Origin of the sequence: Maricaulis sp., assembly GCF_039978735.1 — a bacterium.
Taxonomy (GTDB): domain Bacteria; phylum Pseudomonadota; class Alphaproteobacteria; order Caulobacterales; family Maricaulaceae; genus Maricaulis.
The window spans coordinates 1-24,325 of sequence record NZ_JBDWAS010000032.1 but is presented as its reverse complement, the minus strand read 5'-3'; the positions used below and the strand labels follow the sequence as shown (position 1 = coordinate 24,325).

The 24,325-nt window shown below is 64.1% G+C and carries 22 protein-coding genes; 13 read left to right on the top strand and 9 right to left on the bottom strand.

The features are described from left to right. Window positions 1–4 precede the first annotated feature (4 nt). Window positions 5–1,621: a cytochrome c oxidase subunit I gene (gene ctaD / locus ABJO18_RS08410; RefSeq protein ID WP_348515832.1), complete on the bottom strand. Its 1,617-nt coding sequence runs from the start codon at window positions 1,619–1,621 to the stop codon at window positions 5–7. Window positions 1,622–1,635: 14 nt separating this feature from the next. Then, on the bottom strand, window positions 1,636–2,475 hold the full coding sequence (coxB, locus tag ABJO18_RS08405; protein ID WP_348507314.1) for a cytochrome c oxidase subunit II: 840 nt from the start codon (window positions 2,473–2,475) through the stop codon (window positions 1,636–1,638). Window positions 2,476–2,869: 394 nt separating this feature from the next. Between coxB and tldD the strand changes: the two genes are divergently transcribed. The 3 genes from tldD to ABJO18_RS08390 all read left to right on the top strand — a co-directional run bounded on the left by tldD (window position 2,870) and on the right by ABJO18_RS08390 (window position 7,619). After that, a complete protein-coding gene (gene tldD / locus ABJO18_RS08400) occupies window positions 2,870–4,285 on the top strand; it encodes a metalloprotease TldD (RefSeq protein WP_348507313.1) in 1,416 nt (471 codons plus the stop codon). A gap of 320 nt (window positions 4,286–4,605) precedes the next feature. After that, window positions 4,606–6,528, top strand: a complete 1,923-nt coding sequence (locus ABJO18_RS08395) for a TonB-dependent receptor (protein ID WP_348507312.1) — start codon at window positions 4,606–4,608, stop codon at window positions 6,526–6,528. Window positions 6,529–6,692: 164 nt separating this feature from the next. Continuing rightward, window positions 6,693–7,619, top strand: coding sequence for a retropepsin-like aspartic protease (locus tag ABJO18_RS08390; RefSeq protein ID WP_348507311.1), 927 nt, complete (start codon window positions 6,693–6,695; stop codon window positions 7,617–7,619). An 80-nt stretch (window positions 7,620–7,699) separates the two neighbouring features. On the opposite strand, the gene ABJO18_RS08385 is transcribed toward ABJO18_RS08390, so the two are convergent. From ABJO18_RS08385 to ABJO18_RS08375, 3 genes are all read right to left on the bottom strand, one after another. Next, window positions 7,700–9,613, bottom strand: a complete 1,914-nt coding sequence (locus ABJO18_RS08385) for an oligopeptide:H+ symporter (protein WP_348507310.1) — start codon at window positions 9,611–9,613, stop codon at window positions 7,700–7,702. A gap of 134 nt (window positions 9,614–9,747) precedes the next feature. Then, a complete protein-coding gene (locus tag ABJO18_RS08380) occupies window positions 9,748–11,124 on the bottom strand; it encodes a glutamate--cysteine ligase (protein WP_348507309.1) in 1,377 nt (458 codons plus the stop codon). A gap of 109 nt (window positions 11,125–11,233) precedes the next feature. Next, window positions 11,234–11,998 (bottom strand): 16S rRNA (uracil(1498)-N(3))-methyltransferase, encoded by a 765-nt coding sequence (locus ABJO18_RS08375; RefSeq protein ID WP_348507308.1) that lies wholly within the window; start codon window positions 11,996–11,998, stop codon window positions 11,234–11,236. 77 nt (window positions 11,999–12,075) lie between these two features. Here ABJO18_RS08375 and ubiA point away from each other — a divergent pair, with 77 nt between their 5' ends. The 3 genes from ubiA (at window position 12,076) to ABJO18_RS08360 (ending at window position 16,006) form a co-directional block, all read left to right on the top strand. Beyond that, window positions 12,076–13,002: a 4-hydroxybenzoate octaprenyltransferase gene (gene ubiA, locus ABJO18_RS08370; RefSeq protein WP_348507307.1), complete on the top strand. Its 927-nt coding sequence runs from the start codon at window positions 12,076–12,078 to the stop codon at window positions 13,000–13,002. A gap of 98 nt (window positions 13,003–13,100) precedes the next feature. Continuing rightward, the gene (locus ABJO18_RS08365; protein WP_348507306.1) at window positions 13,101–14,558 is read left to right on the top strand and encodes a pitrilysin family protein; all 1,458 of its coding nucleotides are present in this window, start codon (window positions 13,101–13,103) and stop codon (window positions 14,556–14,558) included. Between the two features lie 26 nt (window positions 14,559–14,584). Then, the gene (locus ABJO18_RS08360) at window positions 14,585–16,006 is read left to right on the top strand and encodes a pitrilysin family protein (RefSeq protein ID WP_348507305.1); all 1,422 of its coding nucleotides are present in this window, start codon (window positions 14,585–14,587) and stop codon (window positions 16,004–16,006) included. A gap of 58 nt (window positions 16,007–16,064) precedes the next feature. Here the strand turns inward: ABJO18_RS08360 and ABJO18_RS08355 are convergent, their stop codons facing one another. Next, window positions 16,065–16,430, bottom strand: coding sequence for a VOC family protein (locus tag ABJO18_RS08355; protein WP_348507304.1), 366 nt, complete (start codon window positions 16,428–16,430; stop codon window positions 16,065–16,067). A 59-nt stretch (window positions 16,431–16,489) separates the two neighbouring features. Between ABJO18_RS08355 and ABJO18_RS08350 the strand changes: the two genes are divergently transcribed. Then, window positions 16,490–17,149 (top strand): 50S ribosomal protein L11 methyltransferase, encoded by a 660-nt coding sequence (locus ABJO18_RS08350; RefSeq protein WP_348507303.1) that lies wholly within the window; start codon window positions 16,490–16,492, stop codon window positions 17,147–17,149. A gap of 106 nt (window positions 17,150–17,255) precedes the next feature. Here the strand turns inward: ABJO18_RS08350 and ABJO18_RS08345 are convergent, their stop codons facing one another. Beyond that, window positions 17,256–17,636: an endonuclease domain-containing protein gene (locus ABJO18_RS08345; protein ID WP_348507302.1), complete on the bottom strand. Its 381-nt coding sequence runs from the start codon at window positions 17,634–17,636 to the stop codon at window positions 17,256–17,258. 170 nt (window positions 17,637–17,806) lie between these two features. On the opposite strand from ABJO18_RS08345, the gene ABJO18_RS08340 reads away from it, so the two are divergent. From ABJO18_RS08340 to ABJO18_RS08320, 5 genes are all read left to right on the top strand, one after another. After that, on the top strand, window positions 17,807–18,241 hold the full coding sequence (locus ABJO18_RS08340) for a MarR family transcriptional regulator (RefSeq protein WP_348507301.1): 435 nt from the start codon (window positions 17,807–17,809) through the stop codon (window positions 18,239–18,241). Between the two features lie 105 nt (window positions 18,242–18,346). Further along, window positions 18,347–19,123, top strand: coding sequence for an enoyl-CoA hydratase-related protein (locus tag ABJO18_RS08335; protein WP_348507300.1), 777 nt, complete (start codon window positions 18,347–18,349; stop codon window positions 19,121–19,123). 65 nt (window positions 19,124–19,188) lie between these two features. Further along, window positions 19,189–20,571: a serine hydrolase gene (locus ABJO18_RS08330; protein ID WP_348507299.1), complete on the top strand. Its 1,383-nt coding sequence runs from the start codon at window positions 19,189–19,191 to the stop codon at window positions 20,569–20,571. Window positions 20,572–20,663: 92 nt separating this feature from the next. After that, on the top strand, window positions 20,664–21,011 hold the full coding sequence (locus tag ABJO18_RS08325) for a metalloregulator ArsR/SmtB family transcription factor (protein WP_348507298.1): 348 nt from the start codon (window positions 20,664–20,666) through the stop codon (window positions 21,009–21,011). Then, a complete protein-coding gene (locus ABJO18_RS08320) occupies window positions 21,008–21,883 on the top strand; it encodes an SRPBCC family protein (RefSeq protein ID WP_348507297.1) in 876 nt (291 codons plus the stop codon). Before ABJO18_RS08325 ends, ABJO18_RS08320 begins: the two co-directional genes overlap by 4 nt. Here ABJO18_RS08320 and ABJO18_RS08315 read toward each other — a convergent pair. Continuing rightward, window positions 21,880–22,314: a BLUF domain-containing protein gene (locus ABJO18_RS08315; RefSeq protein ID WP_348507296.1), complete on the bottom strand. Its 435-nt coding sequence runs from the start codon at window positions 22,312–22,314 to the stop codon at window positions 21,880–21,882. The genes ABJO18_RS08320 and ABJO18_RS08315 overlap by 4 nt on opposite strands. 204 nt (window positions 22,315–22,518) lie before the next feature. On the opposite strand from ABJO18_RS08315, the gene ABJO18_RS08310 reads away from it, so the two are divergent. Then, window positions 22,519–24,021 (top strand): UbiD family decarboxylase, encoded by a 1,503-nt coding sequence (locus tag ABJO18_RS08310; RefSeq protein ID WP_348507295.1) that lies wholly within the window; start codon window positions 22,519–22,521, stop codon window positions 24,019–24,021. A 114-nt stretch (window positions 24,022–24,135) separates the two neighbouring features. On the opposite strand, the gene ABJO18_RS08305 is transcribed toward ABJO18_RS08310, so the two are convergent. Then, window positions 24,136–24,325 (bottom strand): hypothetical protein (locus tag ABJO18_RS08305; protein ID WP_348515831.1); only part of this gene is annotated, 190 nt, incomplete at its 5' end.

The window sequence follows — 24,325 nt, the reverse complement described above, 5'->3', positions numbered from 1 at the left end:
CCACCTACTTGATTTTCGGCAGCTCGTTGAACTGGTGGAAGGGCGGCGGAGAGGACAGGGTCCATTCCAGCGTCGTGGCGCCTTCGCCCCACGGATTGGCGTCGGCCTTCCGGCGGCGCACCATCGCATCGATGAGCACCAGGAAGAACAACACCATACCCACCAGCATGATCATGTAGCCCACCGTGGACACGTAGTTCCACAGGGCAAACCCGTCGGCATAGTCGACATAGCGGCGCGGCATGCCCTGCAGACCCAGGAAGTGCTGCGGGAAGAAGATCACATTCGCGCCGATGAAGAAGAAGACGAACTGCAGACGCGCCAGGATCGAGTTGTACTTCACACCGAAGATCTTCTCGAACCAGTAGTACCAGCCTGCGAAGATCGCGAAGACGGCACCCAGCGACAGCACGTAGTGGAAGTGCGCCACGACGTAGTAGGTATCGTGCAGGGACTGGTCGACGCCGGCATTGGCCAGAACGACGCCCGTCACACCACCCACGGTGAACAGGAAGATGAAACCGATCGCCCACATCATCGGCGTGCGGAATTCGATCGAGCCGCCCCACATCGTCGCGATCCAGGAGAAGATCTTGATGCCCGTGGGCACCGCGATCACCATCGTGGCCGCAATGAAGTAGGCCTTCAGATCAACCGGCATGCCGACTGTGTACATGTGGTGCGCCCACACGATGAAGCCGATGAAGCCGATCGCCACCATGGCGTAGGCCATCCCGAGATAGCCGAAGATCGGCTTGCGCGAGAAGGTCGACACGATGTGCGAGATGATGCCGAAGCCCGGCAGGATCAGGATGTAGACTTCCGGGTGACCGAAGAACCAGAACAGGTGCTGGTACATCACCGGATCGCCACCGCCCATCGGATCGAAGAAGGTCGTTCCGAAATTGCGGTCGGTCAGCAGCATGGTCAGGGCACCCGCCAGAACCGGCAGCGACAGCAGCAGCAGGAAGACCGTCACCAGCACAGACCACACGAAGAGCGGCATCTTGTGGATCGTCATGCCCGGCGCGCGCATGTTGAAAATGGTGGTGATGAAGTTGATGGCACCCAGGATCGAGCTGACACCCGCGATGTGCAGGGACAGGATCAGGAGGTCCATCGCCGGGCCGTTATGGCCCGAGGTCGAGAGCGGCGGGTAGAGCACCCAGCCACCGCCGAAGCCGTGATCGCCACCGGCACCGGGAACGAACATCGACAGGACTGCCAGCGCGAAGGCAAAGGGCAGCAGCCAGAACGAGATGTTGTTCATCCGCGGGAAGGCCATGTCCGGCGCGCCGATCATCAGCGGCACGAACCAGTTCCCGAAACCGCCGATCATCGCCGGCATGACCATGAAGAAGATCATGATCAGGCCGTGCATCGTCGTGGCGACGTTGTAATTGTGCTCGTTGCCCCAGAAGCCGTTGTTGAAGACCTGAAGGCCCGGCTCCATGAGTTCCCAGCGCATCAGGCCGGACAGGGCACCGCCGATGATCCCCGCGAAGATCGCGAAGACCAGGTACATCGTGCCGATGTCCTTGTGGTTGGTGGACAGCACCCAGCGGCGCCAGTCCCACATGCTCGGGGTGTGATCGTCGTGCGTAGCGGCGTCAGCAGACATGGTTCAGCCCATCCCTAGTCGAGTTGCGCCAGGCGCGTTTCCCGCGCGGCGGAATATTCAGCAATCACGGCATTGGCCTCGTCCGAACCCGGACCGGCCTCGACCCAGGCGTCGAACGTGTCCTGCGACACGACGTGAACCTCGATCGGCATGAAAGCGTGGCGGATGCCGCACAGCTCGGAACACTGGCCGTAATAGGTGCCCTCTTCGGAAACCTGGAACCAGGCTTCGTTGATACGGCCCGGAATGGCATCCATCTTGGTGCCGAAGGACGGCATCGCCCAGTTGTGGATCACGTCGGCCGCAGTCACCTGCAGGCGAACAACGGCATCAACCGGAACGACCAGCGGATAGTCGACCGACAGGTTGCGCAGCTGGCCTTCGGACAAATCCTCTTCCGCAACCATCGTGGAGATGTATTGCGGCACTTCGTGGTCGGGATACTCATAGCCCCAATACCACTGATAGCCCGTCGCCTTGATGGTGAAGTCAGCTTCCGGAATCTCGTCCTGGAAGTACAGGAGCGGGAAGGAGAAGACCGAGATCACGATCAGGATCATGACCGGCACCGCCGTCCAGACCACTTCGAGCAGCGTGTTATGGCTGTTCTTGCTGGCTTGCGGATTGGCTTTTCGGTTGTAGCGGATCATCACCCACAGCAAGAGGCCCATCACGAAGAGCGTGATCGGAATGATGATCCAGAGCAGGATGTTATGGAAACTGGTCACGCGTTCCATGATCGGCGTGACGGCCGGCTGAAAGCCCAGATGGCCGTCCGTCGGCTGGCCGGGCGTTGCGAGTGCGCCGGCAGCGGCGGTTGTCCAAGTAAGCACGAGTGCGGTCAGGAATCGCATGGCTTCCCCATACAAGTCAGGCATTAAGGCAGGAATCCCCCGCCGATGGCGGCGGAATATAGAGCCCGGTCACGGCCATGTCAGGCCGTCAACGGCATTTTTTGTACCGACATTCGCACATGACGTCCGAACGGCGGGCAACATACTGATTTTAAAAGCCCTATACTCCCCATCCAACCGAAACTGCGAGGCATTCGCGCGCTGAAGTCCCGATTGGTCGTGCGACTATAGGCCGCTTCCACCGACTCAGCATGCGGCCAAACGTCTCAGCCGCCCGGAACAGATTGCTCGGGTATTGCCCGCCGGCCGCCGCCGCTTCGCTGACCTGCGCGTGTTCCCTCGTCCTCCCCGGTCGACTATGTCATGCTCGTGAAACCGCTTCTGGAGTGCCGCCATGTCTGACGAACCGATCGAACAATTCGAATTCGACGTCGAGGACGTTACACCGGTCCTTGCCGACACGATGTCCGGTGCCGACGATGGCGAGCTTTTTCTGGAGACGGCCGTTTCGGAGTCCCTCGTTTTCGACGACGGGCGGCTGAAGTCGGCCAGCTTCGACTCCAATCGCGGCTTCGGGCTGCGCTGTGTGGCGGGCGAGGCTTTCGGCTATGCGCACTCCTCCGATCCGACGCTGGACGCTGTGAAACGCGCCGCGGAAACCGCGAGTGCCGTCAAGCGCGGCCATGCGGGCGTACTGGCGCCGCCGCCGGCCGGCACCAATCGCAAGCTTTACGATGCCGTCGACCCGGTGGCGCACCCAGCCTTCGATACGAAGGTGAAGCTGCTGCAGGAAATCGACGCCTATTGCCGCACCAAGGACGCCAGCGTTGTGCAGGTTTCTGCCTCCATCGCCGGTGCCAAGCGCAATATCTCGATCATCCGTGCCGATGGCGGCATCAAGACCGATATCCGGCCGCTGGTACGTCTGAATGTCCAGGTCACCGTCGAACGCGACGGCCGCCGCGAGACCGGATCCGCCGGTGCCGGCGGTCGCGCCGAGTTCGACCGCTGGATCGCGCCGGATGCCTGGAAACCGCTGGCCGACGAGGCGCTGCGGATTGCCCGGGTCAATCTGGATGCCGTCGATGCGCCGGCCGGCGTGTTCGACGTGGTTCTGGGGCCGGGCTGGCCCGCCGTGCTGCTGCACGAGGCCGTCGGTCACGGGCTGGAGGGAGATTTCAACCGCAAGGGCACATCCGCCTTTGCCGGACGCATGGGCCAGCAGGTCGCCGCCAAGGGCGTGACGGTGATCGATGACGGCACGATGGAGAAGCGCCGCGGCTCGCTGACGATTGACGATGAAGGCACGCCGACCGAGCGTACCGTGCTGATCGAGGACGGCATCCTGACCGGCTACATGCAGGACCGCATGAATGCCCGCCTTATGGGCCACAAGCCGACCGGCAATGGCCGCCGGCAATCCTATGCCCACCCGCCCATGCCCCGCATGACAAACACCTACATGCTGGCCGGCAATCACAAGCGCGAGGAAATGCTCGAAAGCCTGAAAGACGGTATCTATGCCGTGAATTTCGGCGGCGGCCAGGTCGACATCACCTCCGGCAAGTTCGTCTTCCAGTGCACCGAGGCCTACCGGGTCAAGGACGGGAAAGTGGTTGCGCCGGTGAAGGGCGCCACGCTGATCGGCGACGGTCCGACCGCCCTCACCCGCATCGAGATGATCGGCGACGATTTCGAGATGGATCCGGGTGTCGGTGTGTGCGGCAAGGCCGGCCAGGGCGTACCCGTCGGTGTCGGCCAGCCCAGCCTTAAGATCTCGGGCCTGACGGTGGGTGGTGCCGGCAGCTGATGCCGCGGCGCAGCAACACAGTCGCATAACAGGCGCGTGATACACCTTACGAAAGCTTACGTATTATAAGGCCCCGCCATGTACTACCCCAGTCGTCAAGGGACGCTGGGTTGGCACAACTCGTCAGGGGTACAATGCGAGGGACAGTTATCGGCGTGGTCGCAGGGGCCGCGACAGCCGCACTATTTGGTGATTCAGCCTGGGCATTCCGGGATGACGCAGATGCTGGGACTGCGGACACCATTATCGAAGCACAAGCCGGGATAGCGATCTACGCACCGGCCTTCTTTGCCACATATTCACCGGTCACGGCGCTGGACATGGTCAGCCGCGTGCCCGGCTTCTCACTTTCGGGCGGCGATACCGATCGCCGCGGCCTGGGCGACAGTTTCGGCAATCTTCTGATCAACGGTCAGCGGCCGTCGAACAAGTCGCTGTCGCTGGAGACCGTCCTGCAGCGTATCCCGACAGAGGATGTCGCCCGGGTCGAGCTGATCCAGGAGGCCTTGCCGCAGTATGACATGCGTGGCCACCCGCGCCTGGTGAATGTCATTCTGCGCGAGGGCGCAGGACGATCGGGCTCCTGGGCGTCGCGCTTCGTCCTGTCGGATTCAGGACGCGCGGGCAATTGGAGCGAGATATCCTATTCCATGCCGGTCGGGACGGCCGATATCGTGCTGGGCCTCGAAGGGGGGTTCGACGGCAATCGTGTGCGCCGGCACCATGCCTTCCACAACGGGCAAGACGAGCCGGAATTCTATTCGCGGGTTTCCGACCAGCGCGCCTATTCCGAGATCATTCCCAGTATTTCAGTGAATTGGGCGATCGATGATCGGTCACGCCTGCTTTTCGACGGCCGGGTCGAGGCCCGGTCCTGGCACCGGGGTGCAATCGACTTCATAAGCGACACGTCCGGTTCCCTTGTCGCCATCGAGCGGAACCAGACGCAGAATGAAGGCCGGGAAGTATCTGCGACGCTTACCTATAACCGCGATTTCACCGACACCCTGTCTTCCAGCACAATCCTGCTCGTCAGCCGCGAGAGCTGGGAAGACGGGCCGGAGCCCTACGAGCTCTACGACGCCGATACGGGGTTCGTCGGCGCGACGATCGTCAGTCTCAATGGCGAGAACGAGGAAACGGCCCTTCGCCAGACGCTGTCCTGGAACCCGAACCCGACCCACTCTTTCGAGATCGGGGCCGAGACCGCAATCAATGCCCGCGATACCGATCTGGACCTGTTCGAGGATGACGGCACTGTCATCACGCCCATCCCGCTGCCGGTCTCGTCGACACGGGTCGAGGAAACCCGCAGCGAGATCTTCGCCAACCATGTCTGGTCGGCCAGTGACCGGCTGAGTGTGGAAACGGGCCTGCGCTACGAATTCTCCGAGATCACCCAGACAGGCGATGCAGAGCAGTCGCGCAGCTTCACCTATGCCAAGCCGAGCGTGACGCTGAACTGGCGCCAGGACGAGCGGAACCGGCTGCGTTTCACGGCGCGCCGGGATGTCGACCAGCTGGAATTCGACAAGTTCGCCAGCTCCATCGACGTTGCCGACGACAATCCCGTTCTCGGCAATCCGGACTATGTGCCCCAGCGCACCTGGACCATCGAGGCCGAATGGGAACGGCGCTTCGGCGATGACGGCTCCTTCTCGCTGCAGGTCGGCTATGACTGGATCCAGGATCTCGACGGCTGGGTGCCGATCGTCACCGATGACGGTGTCTTCGACGCACCGGGCAATATCGGCGACGGCACCAATCTGCGCGTCACCGGCAATCTGACCTCGCCACTCGACCGCTTCGGCCTGACCAATGCCGTGATCGACGTCTTCCTGGAGTGGTACGACACCAAGGTCGACGATCCCCTTACCGGGGAGAGCCGCCACTGGTCCGGCATTCGCGAGTGGGAACTCAGCCTGGATTTCCGGCAGACTTTCCCGCAGCAACAGCTCGCCTGGGGCTGGGATTATCACTGGTTCACCGATGGCGAGGAATTCCTCGCCCAGGAATACCGGCTGTTCGACAATACCGACGGCGATTTCGACATCTATGTCGAAACCACGCGCTGGTTCGGCATGACAGTGCGCGCCGGCGTGGACGGTGTCTTCAACAATGGCGACGACCGCCAGCGGATCTTCTATGACGGATCCCGCGCGGACGGCGTGATCGAGGCCATCGAGTACCGCAACATCTCGATGGGCCAGGTTGCCTATCTGCGGTTCCAGGACACGTTTTAGTGATCGCAGCGGGACCCGGAAACGTCCGGGTCCCGTTTGCAGCTGCCTCACAAGGCGGCGTATCGTGACAGTAGCAAGACAATAAGAGAGCGCTGGACAGGCGCCGAAATCCGGAACCACAGACCAGCAAGGGGCTGCTGGCGAACCTGCAGGGAGGCAGGACCATGACGAATGCCCGTTTGAGTCTCCGGTGTGCCGGTGCAGCCTTCGTCTCCATGATCATGTTCGGGACCGCCGCCACGCTCGCTGACCCCGTAACGGCTCAGGACGACGGTATCGCCCTCGAACGCGCGCCGAGCGGCCACCTTCTGATGCCTGTTACCATCGCCGGACAAGGCCCTTTCACCTTCATTCTCGATACAGGTGCAACACACACCGCGATATCCGCATTCGTCGCCCGGCAGCTGGGTTTCGAGTCCGAATGGGAAGACATTGATGATGTGCAGGCGCTGACGACCCGGTTCGAGGCCGAGCGTTTTGCCCTCGAAGCCCTTCAATACGGTACAGAACCGCCAACCCGCATCCACAGCGTAATCATTCCGGTTTCCGACGGACAGCCCGGTCCTGTGGCAGGGCTTCTGGGCGTCGATGCCATTCGCGGTGATCGGTATCGGATGAACTTCGCCAGCGCGCGGCTTCTGATTGACCCCGCCCCTCCTGAAAGGGCTGACGGGTCAATCGACCCGTCCGGCCTGCTGGTCGGCGAGGCCAGCCTGCTGCGCGTTCGGCGGCCCGTCCATGTCATGCTGGACAGCGGCAGTGCACGTACAATTGCGAACATTCCGTTGCGCCGCCTGACCGGAAATGGCCACATGATGCTGCGCACAATCGAAGTGGGCGGCATTGATGGGCGAGACGTGGAGGACGCCGACCAGCTATCGCTTCGTCAGTTCAGGATCGGCGGACTGTGTTTTCCGGCGTTGCGCGTACTCCAGTCCGATCTCGACATTTTCCGCCATCTCGGCTGGCGCGACGAACCCGCTATCGTGATCGGCATGGACTTGCTGCAGTACGCCGACGTCACCGTTGATCGCGAGAGCGGCAGCTTCCAGATCGAGGCCGCAGGACCGGAGTTTGCCTGCAACGACTGAGGCAAAGAGCCTCGCCACAAAGAGAAAGGCCGCGGAGCAAGCAGCTCCGCGGCCTTCTTCATGTTGATGTCAGGACAGCATCACGCCTTGGGGTGCGCGTCCTGTTCCGGGCCTGCCGCTTCGGCGGCCGCCGGGATCTTCACCTGATCCTCGGCGCGGCCATGGCCCAGCTTCTTCAGGAGGAAGCTGAACACACCGACCACGATACCCAGCACGATCGCCACAATGCCAATCGCCTGGAAGACCGAGGCATAGCCGCTGAGCGCCGCTTCCGGATCCAGCACCTGGCCGGCAACCGTGTCGGTCGCGGTGAAGGTGGCAATGATGCCCGCCACGTACTGCGCGAAGGAGCTGGAGAGGAACCAGCCCGCCATCATGAAGGACACCACGGCCGCCGGAGACAGTTTGGTGATGGCCGACAGACCGACCGGCGACAGGCAGAGCTCACCGGTGGTGTGCAGCAGGTAGGCGCCCGCCAGGAAGATCAGCGGCACGCGATAGCTGTCGTCGGCAAAGCTCACGCCCCAGACGAGCAGCATGAAGCCCAGGCCGACCTGGACCAGCGCCAGCGCAAACTTCAGAACCGTGTTCGGGTTCTTCTGAAGCTTGGCCAGGAAGGCCCACAGCGCGGCAAAGACCGGCGCGAAGATCAGGATGAAGCCGGCATTGAAGGACTGCGTCTGCGATGCCGTCAGGCTCATCTCGATGCCGATCGGGCCGAGATTCCACACCGCGGCTTCCGCCACCGACAGATCGGTATTGCGGGCGGCGAACAGGTTCATCGACGAACCGGCCTGTTCGAACAGGGCCCAGAACACCACCGAGGTCACGATCAGGAAGATTGCCAGGATCAGGCGCTGCGCCTCGACCGCCGTACACTCGGTGACCATGTAGTAGATCATGTAGCCGACGAAGAGCAGGCCGCCGATGATCAGCAGAACCGCCAGGAGGTCGGTGCCTGCAAACATGATCGTGTGAGCCTGCACCATGAACCAGACGACCAGCACACCGGCGACGCCCAGCAGGTAGATCAGGCCTTCGCGGCTGAGCGGTCCGAAGACCTTCTGCTTCAGCTTCTCCGGCTCCGGCGGGTTGCCGACATGGCCGATCAGGTTGATGCCCGGCATGAAGAACAGCGCACGGCCGCGCACGAAGACCAGCCAGCCGACCAGCATGCCGACGCCGGCCAGGCCGAAGCCGGCCCACCAGCCCACGGTCTCGCCGAGCAGGCCGCACAGGATGGCCGCCCAGAAGGAACCCAGATTGATGCCGTAATAATAGAGGGTGAAGCCACCGTCGCGGCGCGGATCGTTCTCTTCATACAGTTGGCCGACGATCGAGGAGATGTTGGCCTTCAGGAAGCCGACCCCCATGATGATCAGTGCCAGGGCGAGGTAGAAGATGTTCACGAACATCCGGTCGCGCTCGATGATCTGCGTTTCGAACGAGCCGGCCGGCAGGGTCGCCGGAATGGCTGCACTCGCCGGCAGGCCCTCGATCACCAGATCGCCCGCGGAATTGGCGGAGAAGCCATAGGTGGCGTCGCCGACTTCCAGCAGCACGGTCCGCGCAGCGCCGCGGCCTTCGGCCACGAGCTCGTACTGGCCGCCGTCATAGACAATCGCTTCGCGCGCAGGCTCGCCTTCAATCCCCATGGTGAAGTGACCCGCGACCAGCAACAGCGCACCGAAGGCGATGGCCTTGCGGTTGCCCAGATACTTGTCGGCCAGATAGCCGCCGACCAGCGGCAGCAGATAGACCAGAGCGGTATAGGCGCCGTATTGCGAGCTGGAGAAGGCGTCGTCGAACAGGAAATGCTGGGTCAGATAGAAGATCAGCAGACCGCGCATACCGTAGTAGGAGAAGCGCTCCCACATTTCGGCGAAGAAGAGGATGTGCAGCCCTTTCGGGTGATTGCGCATCTCGAGAAACACCGGAATTGCCGTCGCGATGGTCACGACAATGCCGATGGCAACAACCAGATTGATAACCATGTTCTCCCCGTCCCCGCCCCACCGGCGGGCCAATTTCCGGCCCGCAATTGACCATGCACAGCATTCGGGCTCAAGCCCGTGACGCGGCTGTGACAATCAATTGCCCGCGATGAGGAGAGGTCGGGAGAGGTTCGCTAGTAGGCGGCTTCGGTAAACACCGGTTCGATCGAACCGCCCCAGTCGCCGTTGAAGCGTGCGATCAGATCTTCGGCCCGGGTGCGGCCGGTCTTCACGATCTCGTCCAGATCGTCGAGGAAGAGCGACTCGTTTTCACCATGGCCGTTCAGACGTTTGCGCGCATTGAGGCCCTTGCGGCTGATTGCCAGAACCTCGCGGGCCACATCCTGCAGCGTGCCCGAGCGGAAGGGGGTCTTCAGCCCCGTGCGCGCCGCGCCAAGACGCAAGGCATTGCGCTCCTCGGCCGTCCAGTCCTTCACAAGGTCCCAGGCCGCATCCAGCGCTGTTGAATCGTACAGCAGACCGACCCAGAAGGCCGGCAGGGCGCACAGCGTGTTCCACGGCCCGCTATCGGCGCCGCGCATTTCCAGGAAGGTTTTCAGGCGCACTTCCGGGAAAAGCGTGGAGAGATGGTCTTCCCAGTCGCTCAGCACCGGACGCTCGCCCGGCAGCACCGGCAGCTTGCCGTCGAGGAAGTCGCGGAAACTCTGGCCGGTGGCGTCCAGATAGACATTGTTGCGCTTGACGAAATACATCGGCACGTCGAGCGCCCAGTCGCGGTATTGCTCGAAGCCGAAGCCGTCGTCGAAGACGAAGGGCAGCATGCCGGTGCGGTTGTTGTCGGTGTCGGTCCACACATGCGCCCGGTAGGACAGGAAACCGTTCAGCCCGCCATCCTTGAAGGGGGAATTGGCGAACAACGCCGTCGCCAGCGGCTGCAGCGCCAACGAGACCCGGAATTTCTTCGCCATGTCGGCTTCGGACGCGAAATCGAGATTGGTCTGCACCGTGCACGAGCGGAACATCATCTGATGGCCCATCGTGCCCACCTTGGGCATGTAGGCTTTCATCAGCTTGTAGCGCGCCTTGGGCATCATCGGCGTTTCTTCCAGGGACCATTTGGGCGAGAAGCCCAGCCCCAGGAAGCCCGCACCGATACGGTCGGCAACCTCGCGCACTTCGCGCAGATGGCCGTTCACTTCCGCACAGGTCTCGTGAATGGTTTCAAGCGGCGCGCCGGAGAGTTCGAACTGACCGCCCGGCTCCAGCGTGATCGAGGCACCCTGGCGCTTGAGGGCCACGACATGCCCCTCTTCCTCGATCGGCGTCCAGCCGAAAGCCACCAGGCCCTCCAGCATCTTCCTCACGCTCGGACCGCCGCCATTCTCGTAAGGCAGGGGCGTGTGGTCCTCGAGCGCAAACCCGAATTTCTCGTGCTCGGTCCCGATACGGAAACCGGCTTCCGGCTTGCAGCCGGCCGCGAAATAGGCCGTCAGCTGGTCCAGACTTTCGACGGGTGCGCCTTCGCCGCCCGGATTATAGGTGCCGCTCATGCCAGGCGCCCCCGCTCTGTCGTCAATATCCGCAACAGATATGTGGGCGTTCCGGCGAGAACAAGGGCCGGTATCTGCGGATTGCCGCGATGCGTTGGCGGATACGGCCTCAACGCCAGTCGCCGTGAACGGATTGCCACAGCACCAGCGCTGCCATGGCAGCGGTTTCCGCGCGCAGGATGCGCGGCCCCAGCGTCACCGGGGTGACGAAATCGTGATCCCGCAACCGGGTGCGCTCGGCATCGGAGAACCCGCCCTCGGGCCCGATCAGGATCGCCGCCGGACCGGTTTCCAGCCCGGCCAGTGCAGCCGCCATCGGCTGACCGCGCCCGCGCGCACCGCCCCAGGGTTCGCCCGCCTCGTCACCGGCCTCGTCGCAATAGATCAGCCGCCGCGCCGGGTCCCAGCCATCAAGCACCCGGTCCAGCCGCTCCAGCTCGTCAATTTCCGGCAGGTCGAGGCGCTCGGTCTGCTCGGCCGCTTCCTTGGTGATCGTGCGGAAACGATCGATGCGGACGCGCTCGCTCTGGGTGCGGGCCGTTGTCACCGGACACAGCCGCGCCACGCCCAGCTCGGTTGCCTTTTCCACCATCAGATCGGTCTTCTGGCGTTTGACCGGCGCGAAGAGCAGCCAGAGATCGGGCACGCCGGCCTGAATACGCGTCTGTTCGAGGGGTTCGAGGATCGCAGCCTTGCGGCCGGTCTCGACGATCTGCGCCCGCCACTCGCCATCGCGGCCATTGAACAGGCGCACCGTGTCGCCCGCCGCGCGCCGCATCACATTGACGAGATAGTGGGTATCTTCCTTCGGCAGGGCGACCCCCTGTCCGGCGGCGAGATCCTGGCCAATGAAGAGTCTGGGATCGGTCGACATGCCCTCGCTTTGGCGGGGCTGCGCCGGTGCGTCAAGTGCCGCTTGAACTGCCGGGCCGGTTTTGCCACACAGCGAATATGGTTTTGAACTTCGACCGGCGAGTCGCCGACAGCCTTCCGAAGACCTGGGTGGATCGCGCACCGTCGGTCGTGCGGCCCTATCTGCGTCTGGCGCGCTATGACCGTCCGATCGGCTTCTGGCTGCTCGGCCTGCCGTGCTGGATGGGCCTGATGCTCGCCCGCACGGGCGAAGGCCTCGGCTGGACCGATCTCTGGTACGCAGTGATCTTCGCCATCGGCGCCATCGCCATGCGCGGCGCGGGCTGTACCTATAACGACATTGTCGACCGCGATCTGGATGCGCAGGTCGCCCGCACAGCCAACCGCCCGCTGGCGGCCGGAACCGTCTCGCTGCGCCAGGCCTGGCTTTTCCTGACCGGCCAGGCGCTGGTGGGTTTGCTGGTCCTGATCCAGCTGCCACCCCTGGCGATCGGGGTCGGTCTGGCGGCGCTGGTCCTGGTGGCCGCCTATCCCTTCATGAAGCGGATTACCTGGTGGCCGCAGGCCTGGCTGGGCCTGACCTTCAACTGGGGCATTCCGGTCGCCTTCACCGCAGCTGCCGGCGCCATCGAACCCGCCATGATCGCGCTCTATGCCGCGGCGATCTTCTGGACGCTCGGCTATGACACGATCTACGCCCACCAGGATGTCGAGGACGATGCCCTGGTCGGCGTGAAATCGACCGCCCGCCTGTTCGGCGAGAGCACGCCCTACTGGGTGGCCGGCTTCTACGGCGCCAATGCCGTTCTCGTCGCCCTGGCGATCTGGCTGAACGGCGCCTCGCCCTGGGTGGTCCTGCCCTTCACCGCCTATACAGCCCACCTGTTCAACCAGGTCCGCAAGCTGGACGTGGAGGACGGCGAACGCTGTCTCGCCCTGTTCAAGGCCAACCGCACCAGCGGCCTCCTGCTCGTTGCCACGCTGGCGCTGGGCGCGCTTATCTGAGCCGCGGCCAAGATTAATTCTTCTCCATGACGGTTTGACCGGAACGCCCCCGCAGCGTCTGATATGCGCTCGGATCAATTGCACCGGGTGGGGACATCATGGACATCCAACGAGGCCTGGCTGCCGGTATCGGCGCCCTCGTTCTCGCAGCCTGCCAGCCGGCGGACACGCCGCCGGAGACTGGCGACACATCCGCCGCCGCCGAAACCGGCACCAGCACCAGCACCACAAACAGCGTCTCGACCGATTTCACGGTCGATGTCAGCTATCACCAGCTCGATAACGGGCTGCGTGTCGTGCTGTCGCAGGATCACACCGTTCCGACCGCGACGGTGGGCGTCTATTACGGCGTCGGCTTCCGCAACGAGCCGCGCGGCCGCACCGGCTTTGCCCACCTGTTCGAACACCTGATGTTCCAGGGCTCACGCAATCTGCCGCACGGTGCCTTCGACAATCTGATCTACGGATCCGGCGGCGTGAATAACGGCTCCACCCGTTACGACTTCACCAACTACTACGAAGTCGTGCCGTCCAACGCCCTGCAGGCTGTGCTGTGGGCCGAGGCCGACAGGATGGCCTTCCCCGATCTCGACGAGGACCAGCTGAACAATCAGCGCGAAGTCGTGCGCAACGAGGTCTTCGTCAATGTGATCAACCAGCCCTATGGCGGCTGGATCTGGATCGACCTGCCGATGGCCGCCAACGAGAACTGGCACAACGCCCATAATTTCTACGGCGACCTGTCCGATCTCGACGCCGCCAGCCTGGAGGACGCCCAGACTTTCTTCGACCAGTTCTACGCCCCCAGCAATGCGGTGCTGGTCGTGGCCGGCGATTTCGATCGCGAAGAGACCCTGGGCTGGATCGAGGAGATGTTCGGCCACATTCCTGCCGGCGATCCGCTGCCCGAGATCGACACGTCGGAACCGCGCCAGGAAGAAGAGAAATTCGCCTTCATCGAGGACAATCTCGCCAACCAGCCGGCACTCGCCGTGGGCTATCACATGCCGCCGCGCGGTACGCCGGAATACTATGCCATGGCCGTGATCGACCAATTGCTGGTCCAGGGTGATGACAGCCGTCTGACCCAGGCCATCGTCAATGAGGAAGGCTATGCGTCCGGCGTGTTCGGCGGCATCAACCTCCTGGGCAATGCCTTCAACTATAACGGCCCCATGCTGTGGACGGTCGGCCTGATCCACGACAGCGAGTTCACCGTGTCCGACGTGATGACGACACTGGATGCGACGATCGAGGAGATCCGCACCGAGCCGGTTTCCGAAGCCGATGTGGAACGCGCCCGCACCAAGCTGCTGGCCGATTTCTACGGCACCGTGGACACCTCGACCCGCTTCGGCCTGGTCGACCTGCTGGCCTCCTTCGCGCTGTTCGACGACGATCCGAGCCGCATCAACCGCATCACCGAAGGCTTCCAGCAGGTCACGCCGGAACTGATCCGCCAGACCGCCCAGGAATATCTGCGCCCGGGCAACCGCACCGTTCTGGAAGTGCGCCTGGCCGACGAGGACGGCGCCACGCCGGAGGGTGAAGAATGATCGGGATCGCAAAGGGAATGAGCCCCATGGCCAAGACATCTCTCCGCGCGGCCCTGGCCGCGGCCAGCCTCGCCCTCCTGCCAGCAGCGACGGTGCAGGCACAAATTCACGAGCAGCCGCCGATCGGCGAACCGGTCGCCTTCGAACTGCCGGAGACCCGGCATTTCACGCTCGACAACGGGCTGGAGGTCACCTTCATCCCCTTCGGTCTGGCACCGACCGTGGATATCTCGGTCCAGGTCCGGGCCGGCAATATCGATGACGGCGCACAGACCTGGCTCGCCGATCTGACGGGCGCCATGATGGAAGAAGGTGCCGGCGGCCGTTCCAAGGAGGCACTCTCCGAGACGATTGCCTCCATGGGCGGCAATATCAATGTCGGTATCGGCCTGCATACGACCGGCATCTCCACCGGCGTGCTTTCGCAATACGGACCGGACGCCGTGGCGCTCCTGGCCGATGTGGTACGCCGTCCCAATCTGGACGCGGACGAGTTCGAGCGCGTGCGCGCCAATCTCGTGCGCGATGTCGATGTATCGCGCGCCCAGCCCGGCTCCATCGCCACGGAAGCCTATCGCGATCTGATGTTCGGCGCCGATCACCCCTATGGCCACATCCTGCCGACGGAAGAACAGCTGCGCGGCTACACGATCGACGACGTCAACGCCTTCTATGCCGAACATTTCGGCGCGGGCCGGACGCGGATCTACATCGCGGGGCGGTTCGACGAGGCCGCCATGGAAGCCGCCGTGCGCGAGGCTTTCGGCGACTGGGAGACCGGCGAGCCGGACAGCGTCGAAGGCGCAACCGCTTCAGCCGGCCCTGTCGTCCAGCTGATCGACCGCCCCGGTGCACCGCAAACCACGATCCGTCTGGGCTTTCCCGGCGTTGCGATCGGCGATCCGGCCGCTCCCGCCATGGAAGTCATGAATGCGCTTCTGGGCGGCTCGTTCACATCGCGCCTCACTCGCAATCTGCGCGAGGACAAGGGCTATACCTATTCGCCCGGCTCCGGCGAAACCTGGATGCTGGACGGCGGCCTGTGGACCTTCAATGCCGATGTGACCGCTGCCGACACCGCGGCCGCCCTGCGCGAGACCTTCTACGAAATCGACCGCCTGCAGAGCGAAACCCCGCCACACGAGGAAGCCCAGGGCATCCGCAACTGGCTGGCCGGTATCTTCATCCTGCAGAACGCCTCGACCGGCGGTCTGATCAACCAGCTCGCCCAGCGCGATTTCTGGGGCCTGCCGGACGATTATCTGGAAGCCTATGTGCCCAACATCCTTGCGGTGTCCGATGAGGACATCTCGGAGACGGCGCGCACCTATCTGCCGCTGGACCGGATGACGCTCGTGCTTGTGGGCGATCTGGAAACGATCCAGGCCGATGTACTGGCCCTGCCCGAACTGGAAGGGGCGCGGATCATCACACCGGACAGCGAATAACCGGATCACGGATTTGCCATGGCTGGCGGTCGGGCCTTTCGGGGTCCGGCCGCTTTTTTTAAAGCTCGGTCGCGAACATGATGCGATGCCCGTCCGGTGTGCGCACGGCCATTTCGCGCATGCCCCAGGGGCGGTCCTCGGGCGGATGGATGATATCGACGCCGGGGCCCGCGATCTCGGCATGATAGGCGTCGACATCGTCCAGCTCGACATAGGCAAAGAATTGGTGATCGCCCAGATCGCGCGGCGGGATCGCATCCGGGCAGGCGCCGATGCGCAGATAGCAGTTATCGCGCCGCAGGAAGGCCCAGCCTTCCACGTCCAGCCACGCCTCGAACCCCATGCACTCCGTCCACCAGCGCGCAGTGGGCGCCAGATCCGGCACGGCGAGCACATAGGTAGAGCCCGTCATTTTCGCAGTCATCCTTGCCCCCGGCCTGTCATCGCTCTATCGACGCGGCAGGCAGTGTGACAGGAAAAGCCGTGGCCGACACCCCCGCCCTTCGCGACCCGCATCGCTTCGTGCGCGAACACACCGCCCTGATGCCGCCGCCGTTGGTCCCGGAAGTACCGCTGCATCTTGCCGTGGAGACCGTGGCGTTGTGGCGGCAAACCGAGGAGGCCCTCGGCGAGATGGGACTGCCGCCACCTTTCTGGGCCTTCGCCTGGGCCGGCGGCCAGGCCCTGGCGCGTTATTGCCTCGACCATCCGGAGACCGTCCGCGGCAAGCACGTGCTCGACTTTGCCGCCGGCAGCGGTGTGACGGGCATCGCGGCCCTGAAGGCCGGCGCCCGGTCTGTCGATGCCAGCGAGCTGGACCCGTTCGCCATCGCGGCGATCGAGGCCAACGCGGCCGCCAACCATGTCACCCTCACCACGCGCCTCGATGACGTTGCGGGCCGCGATGACGGCTGGGATGTCGTGCTGGCCGGTGATGTCTTCTACGAGGCCGAGCTGGCCTTGCGGATCGGCGACTGGCTGGCTGGCCTGCACCGGCGCGGCGCCACCGTGCTGATCGGCGATCCCGGCCGCGCCTTTCTGCCCAGGGGCGAATTGAAGGAAGTCGCCCGCTACACCGTCCCCGTCGAGCGCGAGCTGGAAGACCGCGAAGTCCGCTTCGCAAAGGTCTGGCGCTTCACCTGAGGACAGGCAACCTCCCCCGGCTTTGCAGCGAAAGGGCTCACCCCGCTTGCGGGGGGCTGTCCGCGTAGCGGACTGAGGGGGAGCGCGCGAAGCGGCGCTTGAAACTTCAGCGCATACGCTGTGCAGACGACGTCCGGGCGCTGGCGACTTCCGCGATCCTGTTCAGTGTCTCGTCAATATCGTCATACAAGTCGGTGTTCCAAAAGCGGAGTACACGCCAGCCATCGCGTTCGATGAATGCTGTCCATCTTCGGTCATGGGCAATTTCTTCGTCGGTTGAATGAGTAGCACCATCAAGCTCGACGACGAGGCGGCACTGAAGACATGCAAAATCGGCGATATAAGGCCCGATCGGGTGCTGCCTCCTGAATTTCAGACCGCAGAGCTGGCGCGCACGCAGGCGCTGCCAAAGCCAGAGCTCCGCTTTGGTCATTGACCGCCTCATGGAGCGCGCCCGAGCGCGCGACACTGTTGCGTCCTCTCGCATTTTTTGACTCACCCCCTTCGACCTTCTCCGGCCCTGGGCCGGAGTCGGCCACTTCCCCCGTCGAAACGGGGGAAGCCTGACCGTATTTATTGTGTTTAAGATTTATACTATTTAAAATTGTATATCAACTCGCCTCCCCCCGCCCCCAGAATCGGCGCAGTTTGAAGAACATGGCTCGCGCGCGTGCCGTCGACCGGCGGCTTTTCCTTTTGCTTGAGATCGCGGCCCGGCGGATGAACCGGGATGCGGATGCGCGCCTGAAGAAAACCGCAGGCGTCACCACGGCGCAGACCGCCGTCCTGTTCCTGCTGGCCCGCAAGGGTGAGCGGCGCATGGGCGATATCGGCGAGACCCTGTCATTGAACCCGCCGGCTGTAACCGGGCTGGTCAACCGCATGGAGGCCCTCGGCCTTGTGGTGAAGACCGCCTCGCGAACGGACAAGCGCTCGGCTGTCGTCTCCCTGACCGAGAAAGGCCGCGCCGTCAGCGATGCCGCCGACCATGTGCTGCGCGACCTCAATCTGGAGCTGGAAGCCTGGCTGGGAACGGGCGATGCCGACCGGCTGCACGACATACTCACCCGTCTGGTCACACGCGGCGACTGACGCTTCTTGGCGTTTACGTCAACTGGAACAGGCCTTCCAAAGCCGTACCGGACGCTCTAACCTGTCCGGCAACAACACCTGAAAAACGATCCATGGGAGGCTCGTGTGAGCGAACAGGTTCTGGTCGATACAGCGGAGCGTATCCGCACGATTTCCTTCAACCGCCCTGACAAGAAGAACGCGCTGACCCGCGCCATGTATTCTGCCGCCGCCGAGGCGATCGAGGATGGCGACAGGGACCCGGCTGTGCGGGTCATCATTCTGACCGGCGAAGGCGGCATCTTCACCGCCGGCAATGACATCGTCGACTTCATGGAGCGGCCACCGGCGATGGACGGAAACGAGGTGTCCCCGGTCCAGCATTTCATGCAGGCGCTGCTCACTGCGAAAAAGCCGGTGATCGCGGCCGTCGACGGGCTGGCCATCGGTATCGGCGTCACCCTCCTGATGCATTGTGATCTCGTCTATTGCTCCGACCGGTCCAGCTTCAAGACGCCCTTCGTCGATCTCGCCCTGGCACCGGAATACGGCTCCAGCCAGACCATGCCGCGCGCATTCGGGCATGCGGTTGCCGCCGAGCTCCTGCTGCTGGGTGCAACCTGGAATGCCGAGCGCGCCGCCCAGACCGGCCTCGTCGGCGCCGTCACAACGCCGGACGCGCTGATGGAAACCGTACGCAACGCCGCCCGCATTCTCGCCGCCAAGGCACCGGACGCGCTGGCCAAGGCCAAGGCCCTGATGCAGCGCGCGCCGGAGCCGCTGGCCGACCGGATCGCGCTGGAAGGCCGGCAATTCGCCGCGCAATTGCGCTCGCCGGAATTTGCCGAAGCCGCCGCCGCCTTCATGGAACGCCGCGCCCCGGACTTCGACAAGCTGGGCTGAGCCGGACCGGACTCGCACAAGGCGCCCGGCGCGGCTAGATTTGCGACGGGATCACGGGGGACATCATGGCGAAACGTATTCTTCTTGGTGCAGCTGCAGTCGTGGTTGCGGGCGGGCTTCTGGCCCTCAACCTGTCGCCGCTCGGGCGCAGCTATCTGCCGTCGGGCACCGGGCTCGTCGCCAAGCAGACCTGTTCGCTGACCTTCGTGTCCGGCCTCGACACCGATCTGGCCAAGTCGATCTATATCGATCCGCTGCTCGGCGGGGCCGGCAGCTTGATCCACTACGACATCGACACCGAGGCCCGCGAGGTCCGCTCCGGCGTGTTTGGCCTGTTCTGGCGCCAGCATGCCGTCTACCGCGAAGGCCTGGGCTGTACGCTGGTCCACGGCCGCGGCGGTTTCGATCCGGACCTGGAAGTCCCGCTCGCAGCCCCCTTCGAACCGCTCGAACTCGACACGGAGCATCGCGACACGCATTTCGATGCCACGGCATTGCAGGCCTCCATCGACAGCGCCTTCGGCGATCCGGACACCGATCTGCGCAACACGCTGGGTGTCGCCGTCCTGCACCAGGGCCGCCTGGTCGCGGAACGCTATGCGCCCGGCGCCAGCCGCGAGACACGCTTTCACGGCTGGTCGATGACCAAGAGCACGATGGCCACGCTGGCCGGCGTTCTGCAGCGCGACGGGCTGATCGATATCGAGGCTGAGGGCGAGGTTCCCGCGCTCGCCGCCATTGATGACAGCCTGACCGACATCACCATCGAGGACCTGCTGCGCATGGCCGGCGGGCTGGCGATTGCCGAGCGCAATGACGGCTGGGACCCCAACTCGCAGATGCTGATGACCCAGTCCGACATGCCGCACTTCGCCGCCACGCGCGAGCGGCTCTACGGGCCGGGCGAGCACTGGCAGTATATGAGCGGCAATACGATCCTCGCCACGCATGCCATGCAGCAGCAACTCGGCGATACCCTGCCCGAGCAGGTCACCGAGCTTCGCGCCCGCCTGTTCGAACCCTTGGGCATCCGCTCTGCCATCCTGGAACCGGACGAAAGCGGGACCTTCCAGGGCTCCTCCTACATGTATGCCACGGCGCATGACTGGGCCCGGCTGGCGCAGCTCTATGCCGAAGACGGGGTCGTTGGCGGACAACGCCTCCTGCCCGAGGACTGGGTCGATCTGGTCAGCCTGCCGACGGAAGGCTCGGACGGGGCCTATGGCATGGGCTTCTGGCTGCCGGAGGATCATGAAAACCTGCCGGACGGCACCTTCATGATGCGCGGCTTCCAGTCCCAGCTGGCCTATATCATGCCGCAGCAGGACCTGGTCATTGTCCGCTTCGGCGCGACCAACCGGGTTGCCTCCGGCGCCGGTGAACTCGCGGCCGGTGTCGCCGCAGCCCTGCGCGACCGCCCCGCCCCGCACATCGGCACCGCAGACTGACGTCTCCGGTATCCGCCTTTGCGAACCCGGCGCCCCGGCGCCGGGAAGGATCGGACTTGCCTTGAATCGCATCACGCTCTATTCGTAACAATATGGTTACGAATAGAGCTCCGACAGATCACCCCGGCTTCCACGCCATCGCCGACCCGACGCGGCGGGCGATTCTCGACCTGCTCCGCCAGGGCGAAATGCAGGCCGGTGCCATTGCCGAAAACTTCCCCGTCAGCCGACCGGCCATTGCCCGCCATGTCGGCGTGCTCAAACGCGCCGGCCTTGTGCGCGAGCGCCGGGAGTCACGCGCCCGCATTTATGCGCTCGACCCGGCCGGACTGGCGGCGATCGACCGCTGGATTGCGCCCTACCGGCTCTACTGGTCCGCGCGCCTGACGGGACTCAAACAGATCGCGGAATCGCTACCGGACGAGGAGACCGGCTCATGACTGCACTCGATGTCAGCTACACCTACACCATCGCCGCCCCGCCCGATCGCGTCTTCCGGGCGCTGACCGACCCGGCCGACCTGACGGTCTGGTTTGCCGAGGGCGTCGCGATCGATGCGCGCCCGGACGGCGCCTTCAGCTTCTGGGGCCGCCACACCTATGGCACCCCGGCACACCCGGGCGTGCAAACCCGTCTGCACACTTTCGAGCCGGATCGGGAAATCGCCTTCGACTGGCCGCTGGAAGGCCAGGCCGGCCGCGTTACGCTGAGCCTGGCTCCGAAGGATGACGGCACGGCGGTCACGGCGCGGCACGTACTGGCCGATACACCCGCAATCGGGCGGGCCCGGGAACTGGTCGACGATCTCTGGCGGATGCATCTGGGCGCACTGGGAACGCATCTTTCCGGCCAGCCCGTCGCGCTTCCCGACTTCGCCGACCCGCATCCGCAGGTCAAACTCTCCATCCATGTCGATGCACCGCGCACCGCGGTCTGGCGCACCCTGACCGACCCTGCCCTGCTCGACCAATGGCTGACCAAGGCGGCCGTGATCGACATGGAGGCCGGCACGCTCGATTTCGGATGGCGCTACGAGGAAAACGGCCGGGAGGTCGTCGTACCGCCGATGCAATTGCTCGAGATCGTCGAACCGGAGCGCCTGGTGATGGAGTGGCGGGACTGGCGGGGCGATCCGGAGGTGCCCCATCAGCGCGTGACCTGGCTGCTCAGCGAGGACGGTGCCGGAACACGCGTCGACCTCGTCCATGACGGCTTCACGCGCACCGTCGACATCTCCGACTATCCCTGGGGCTGGCGCTGGTTCCTGCAGCAATTCCGCACCGTCGGAGAGGCGGCAGCGGCCAACAGCTAGGCCGCGACCAGCGGCGGCGACTCGGCCAGCGTGGCGCTACGCAGGCACTGGGCGACAAGCTCGCTCGCCTGCGCCGCGCTGGCATGTCCTTCACGCAATGCCCGCAGGGCGGAGGTATCGTAGATCGCCGCATCGCCCCGGGCGATGGACCAGCGCGCATACTGGCGGCGGGCTATCGGCAGGAATTCCTCGCTGCGCAGGTCCGAAATCCGTGGATCCGCGGCAATCGCCAGGAAAAAGCCGCGCAAGGTCTCGCGATCGCCTTCCAGCACGTCCAGGAAATAGCCGTCGAGCCAGACCAGCCCGCCGGTCATCTCCCGCTCCACACTCGCCTTCATGTGCGCCGCCAGCATCAGTCCCAGATCGCCATTGAGCGCGCCTTCGCCCAGATCGACACGGGCGCGGGCGACGAGAACCATTCTGTGCAGCATGCAGAGCAACCTTCCATCGAGCGGGCCGCGGGCTCTAGCAGCCGCGTCTGAAGCAAGGCTCAAGATGTGTCGCAAAATTCGAGTTGAACTTGAGTCAAATGCGCCTCAGTCCGGGCCGTCCTGCAGGTGCGACGCAGCGCGCGCTGGACTTTCGCCCGTGAAGTTGCAGTTTCGGTCATGCGATATCACCGGAGCCCGACCCGCATGGCCTACAAATCCCTGCGCGACTTCATCGACCAGCTGGAAGCCGAGGGCGACCTCGTGCGCATCACCACGCCCGTCTCGACGGATCGCGAAATGACGGAGATCCACCGGCGCACCCTGCACGCCGGCGGTCCGGCCCTGCTGTTCGAGAATGTGATCAACGAGAAGGGCGAGAAGAGCGAGATGCCCTGTCTCGTCAATCTGTTCGGCACGGTGAAACGCGTCGCCCAGGCGGTCACGCTGGGCGGCGAGGCGCGCACCACCGGTGCCGAGCTGCGCGAGGTCGGTGAATTGCTTGCCTTCCTGCGCCAGCCGGAACCGCCGCGCGGTGTCAAGGACGCACTGGAAATGCTGCCCCTGGCCAAGACCGTCATGTCGATGCGGCCGAAGACGGTGAAAAAGGCCCCCTGCCAGGAGGTGGTGCTGACCGGGGACGAGATCGATCTCGACCGCCTGCCGATCCAGACCTGCTGGCCCGGCGAGCCCGCGCCGCTGATCACCTGGCCGCTGGTCGTCACCAAGGGCCCGTCCGACGACAAGCAGGACGATTTCAATCTCGGCATCTACCGCATGCAGAAGCTGGGCAAGACGCGCACGCTGATGCGCTGGCTGAAGCATCGCGGCGGCGCCCAGCATTATCAGCGCTGGAAGAAGGAGCGCCCGGAACCCCTGCCCGCCGCCGTGGTTCTCGGCGCCGATCCCGGCACCATCCTGGCCGCCGTGACGCCCGTGCCCGACACGCTGTCGGAATACCAGTTCGCCGGCATTTTGCGCGGCCAGAAGGCCGAGCTCGTCGACTGCAAGACCGTGCCGCTAAAAGTGCCGGCGGAAGCCGAGATCGTGCTGGAAGGCCACGTCCTCCTGGACGAGTACGGTCCGGAAGGCCCCTATGGCGACCACACCGGCTACTACAATTCCGTCGAGCAATTCCCGGTGTTCGAGATCTCTGCCATCACCATGCGCAGGGATCCCATCTACCTGACCACCTATACCGGCCGTCCGCCGGACGAGCCCGCCGTGCTGGGCGAAGCGCTGAACGAGGTCTTCATCCCGCTGATCCAGCAGCAATTCCCCGAGATCGCCGATTTCTGGCTGCCGCCGGAAGGCTGTTCCTACCGCATCGCCGTAATCTCGATGAAGAAGGCCTATGCCGGCCACGCCAAGCGCGTGATGATGGGCGCCTGGTCCTATCTGCGCCAGTTCATGTACACCAAGTGGATCATCGTCGTGGACGACGATATCGACGCGCGCGACTGGAAGGATGTGATGTGGGCGGTCTCCACCCGCATGGACCCGGCCCGCGATATCGTCACTGTCGAAAACACGCCGATCGACTATCTCGACTTCGCCTCACCCGTCTCCGGCCTGGGCTCGAAAATCGGCCTGGACGCGACCAACAAGATGGACGGCGAGACCAATCGCGAATGGGGCGAAAAGCTCGACATGGATGCCAAAACGAAAGCCAGGATCGACGCGATCTGGGCCGAGCTGGGGATTGGTTGAGAGGCGCGCCTTCGCCTGAACACCCCCGGCTTTCCCCGGCCGGGCGGAGTGCCGGATCTACGGGAAGCTCATCGCTTGAAACGGTCTTCGGTCGGTCCCGGATCTGCAGCCTGCCTACGCAGGCTTACGTCCGGGAAAAATGAGGCGGTTGGGGCAGCAACAAGCACCGTCACCCTGACGAAAGTCAGGGCCCAGTTCATAGAGCGCGGTGACGGCGATCTCGCACTTATCCCGCACATCGCCACCACTCAGACCGTGCCCGCCTGGCGAAAATCTGCCTTTACGATCTGGGTCCTGACTTTCG

What these genes read in the sequence shown, in the direction of transcription:
- ctaD (WP_348515832.1), bottom strand. Translation starts at nt 1,621, where the DNA reads ATGTCTGCTGACGCCGCTACGCACGACGATCACACCCCGAGCATGTGG.
- coxB (WP_348507314.1), bottom strand. Translation starts at nt 2,475, where the DNA reads ATGCGATTCCTGACCGCACTCGTGCTTACTTGGACAACCGCCGCTGCC.
- tldD (WP_348507313.1), top strand. Translation starts at nt 2,870, where the DNA reads ATGTCTGACGAACCGATCGAACAATTCGAATTCGACGTCGAGGACGTT.
- ABJO18_RS08395 (WP_348507312.1), top strand. Translation starts at nt 4,606, where the DNA reads ATGGTCAGCCGCGTGCCCGGCTTCTCACTTTCGGGCGGCGATACCGAT.
- ABJO18_RS08390 (WP_348507311.1), top strand. Translation starts at nt 6,693, where the DNA reads ATGACGAATGCCCGTTTGAGTCTCCGGTGTGCCGGTGCAGCCTTCGTC.
- ABJO18_RS08385 (WP_348507310.1), bottom strand. Translation starts at nt 9,613, where the DNA reads ATGGTTATCAATCTGGTTGTTGCCATCGGCATTGTCGTGACCATCGCG.
- ABJO18_RS08380 (WP_348507309.1), bottom strand. Translation starts at nt 11,124, where the DNA reads ATGAGCGGCACCTATAATCCGGGCGGCGAAGGCGCACCCGTCGAAAGT.
- ABJO18_RS08375 (WP_348507308.1), bottom strand. Translation starts at nt 11,998, where the DNA reads ATGTCGACCGATCCCAGACTCTTCATTGGCCAGGATCTCGCCGCCGGA.
- ubiA (WP_348507307.1), top strand. Translation starts at nt 12,076, where the DNA reads ATGGTTTTGAACTTCGACCGGCGAGTCGCCGACAGCCTTCCGAAGACC.
- ABJO18_RS08365 (WP_348507306.1), top strand. Translation starts at nt 13,101, where the DNA reads ATGGACATCCAACGAGGCCTGGCTGCCGGTATCGGCGCCCTCGTTCTC.
- ABJO18_RS08360 (WP_348507305.1), top strand. Translation starts at nt 14,585, where the DNA reads ATGGCCAAGACATCTCTCCGCGCGGCCCTGGCCGCGGCCAGCCTCGCC.
- ABJO18_RS08355 (WP_348507304.1), bottom strand. Translation starts at nt 16,430, where the DNA reads ATGACTGCGAAAATGACGGGCTCTACCTATGTGCTCGCCGTGCCGGAT.
- ABJO18_RS08345 (WP_348507302.1), bottom strand. Translation starts at nt 17,636, where the DNA reads ATGCGAGAGGACGCAACAGTGTCGCGCGCTCGGGCGCGCTCCATGAGG.
- ABJO18_RS08340 (WP_348507301.1), top strand. Translation starts at nt 17,807, where the DNA reads ATGGCTCGCGCGCGTGCCGTCGACCGGCGGCTTTTCCTTTTGCTTGAG.
- ABJO18_RS08330 (WP_348507299.1), top strand. Translation starts at nt 19,189, where the DNA reads ATGGCGAAACGTATTCTTCTTGGTGCAGCTGCAGTCGTGGTTGCGGGC.
- ABJO18_RS08325 (WP_348507298.1), top strand. Translation starts at nt 20,664, where the DNA reads ATGGTTACGAATAGAGCTCCGACAGATCACCCCGGCTTCCACGCCATC.
- ABJO18_RS08320 (WP_348507297.1), top strand. Translation starts at nt 21,008, where the DNA reads ATGACTGCACTCGATGTCAGCTACACCTACACCATCGCCGCCCCGCCC.
- ABJO18_RS08315 (WP_348507296.1), bottom strand. Translation starts at nt 22,314, where the DNA reads ATGCTGCACAGAATGGTTCTCGTCGCCCGCGCCCGTGTCGATCTGGGC.
- ABJO18_RS08310 (WP_348507295.1), top strand. Translation starts at nt 22,519, where the DNA reads ATGGCCTACAAATCCCTGCGCGACTTCATCGACCAGCTGGAAGCCGAG.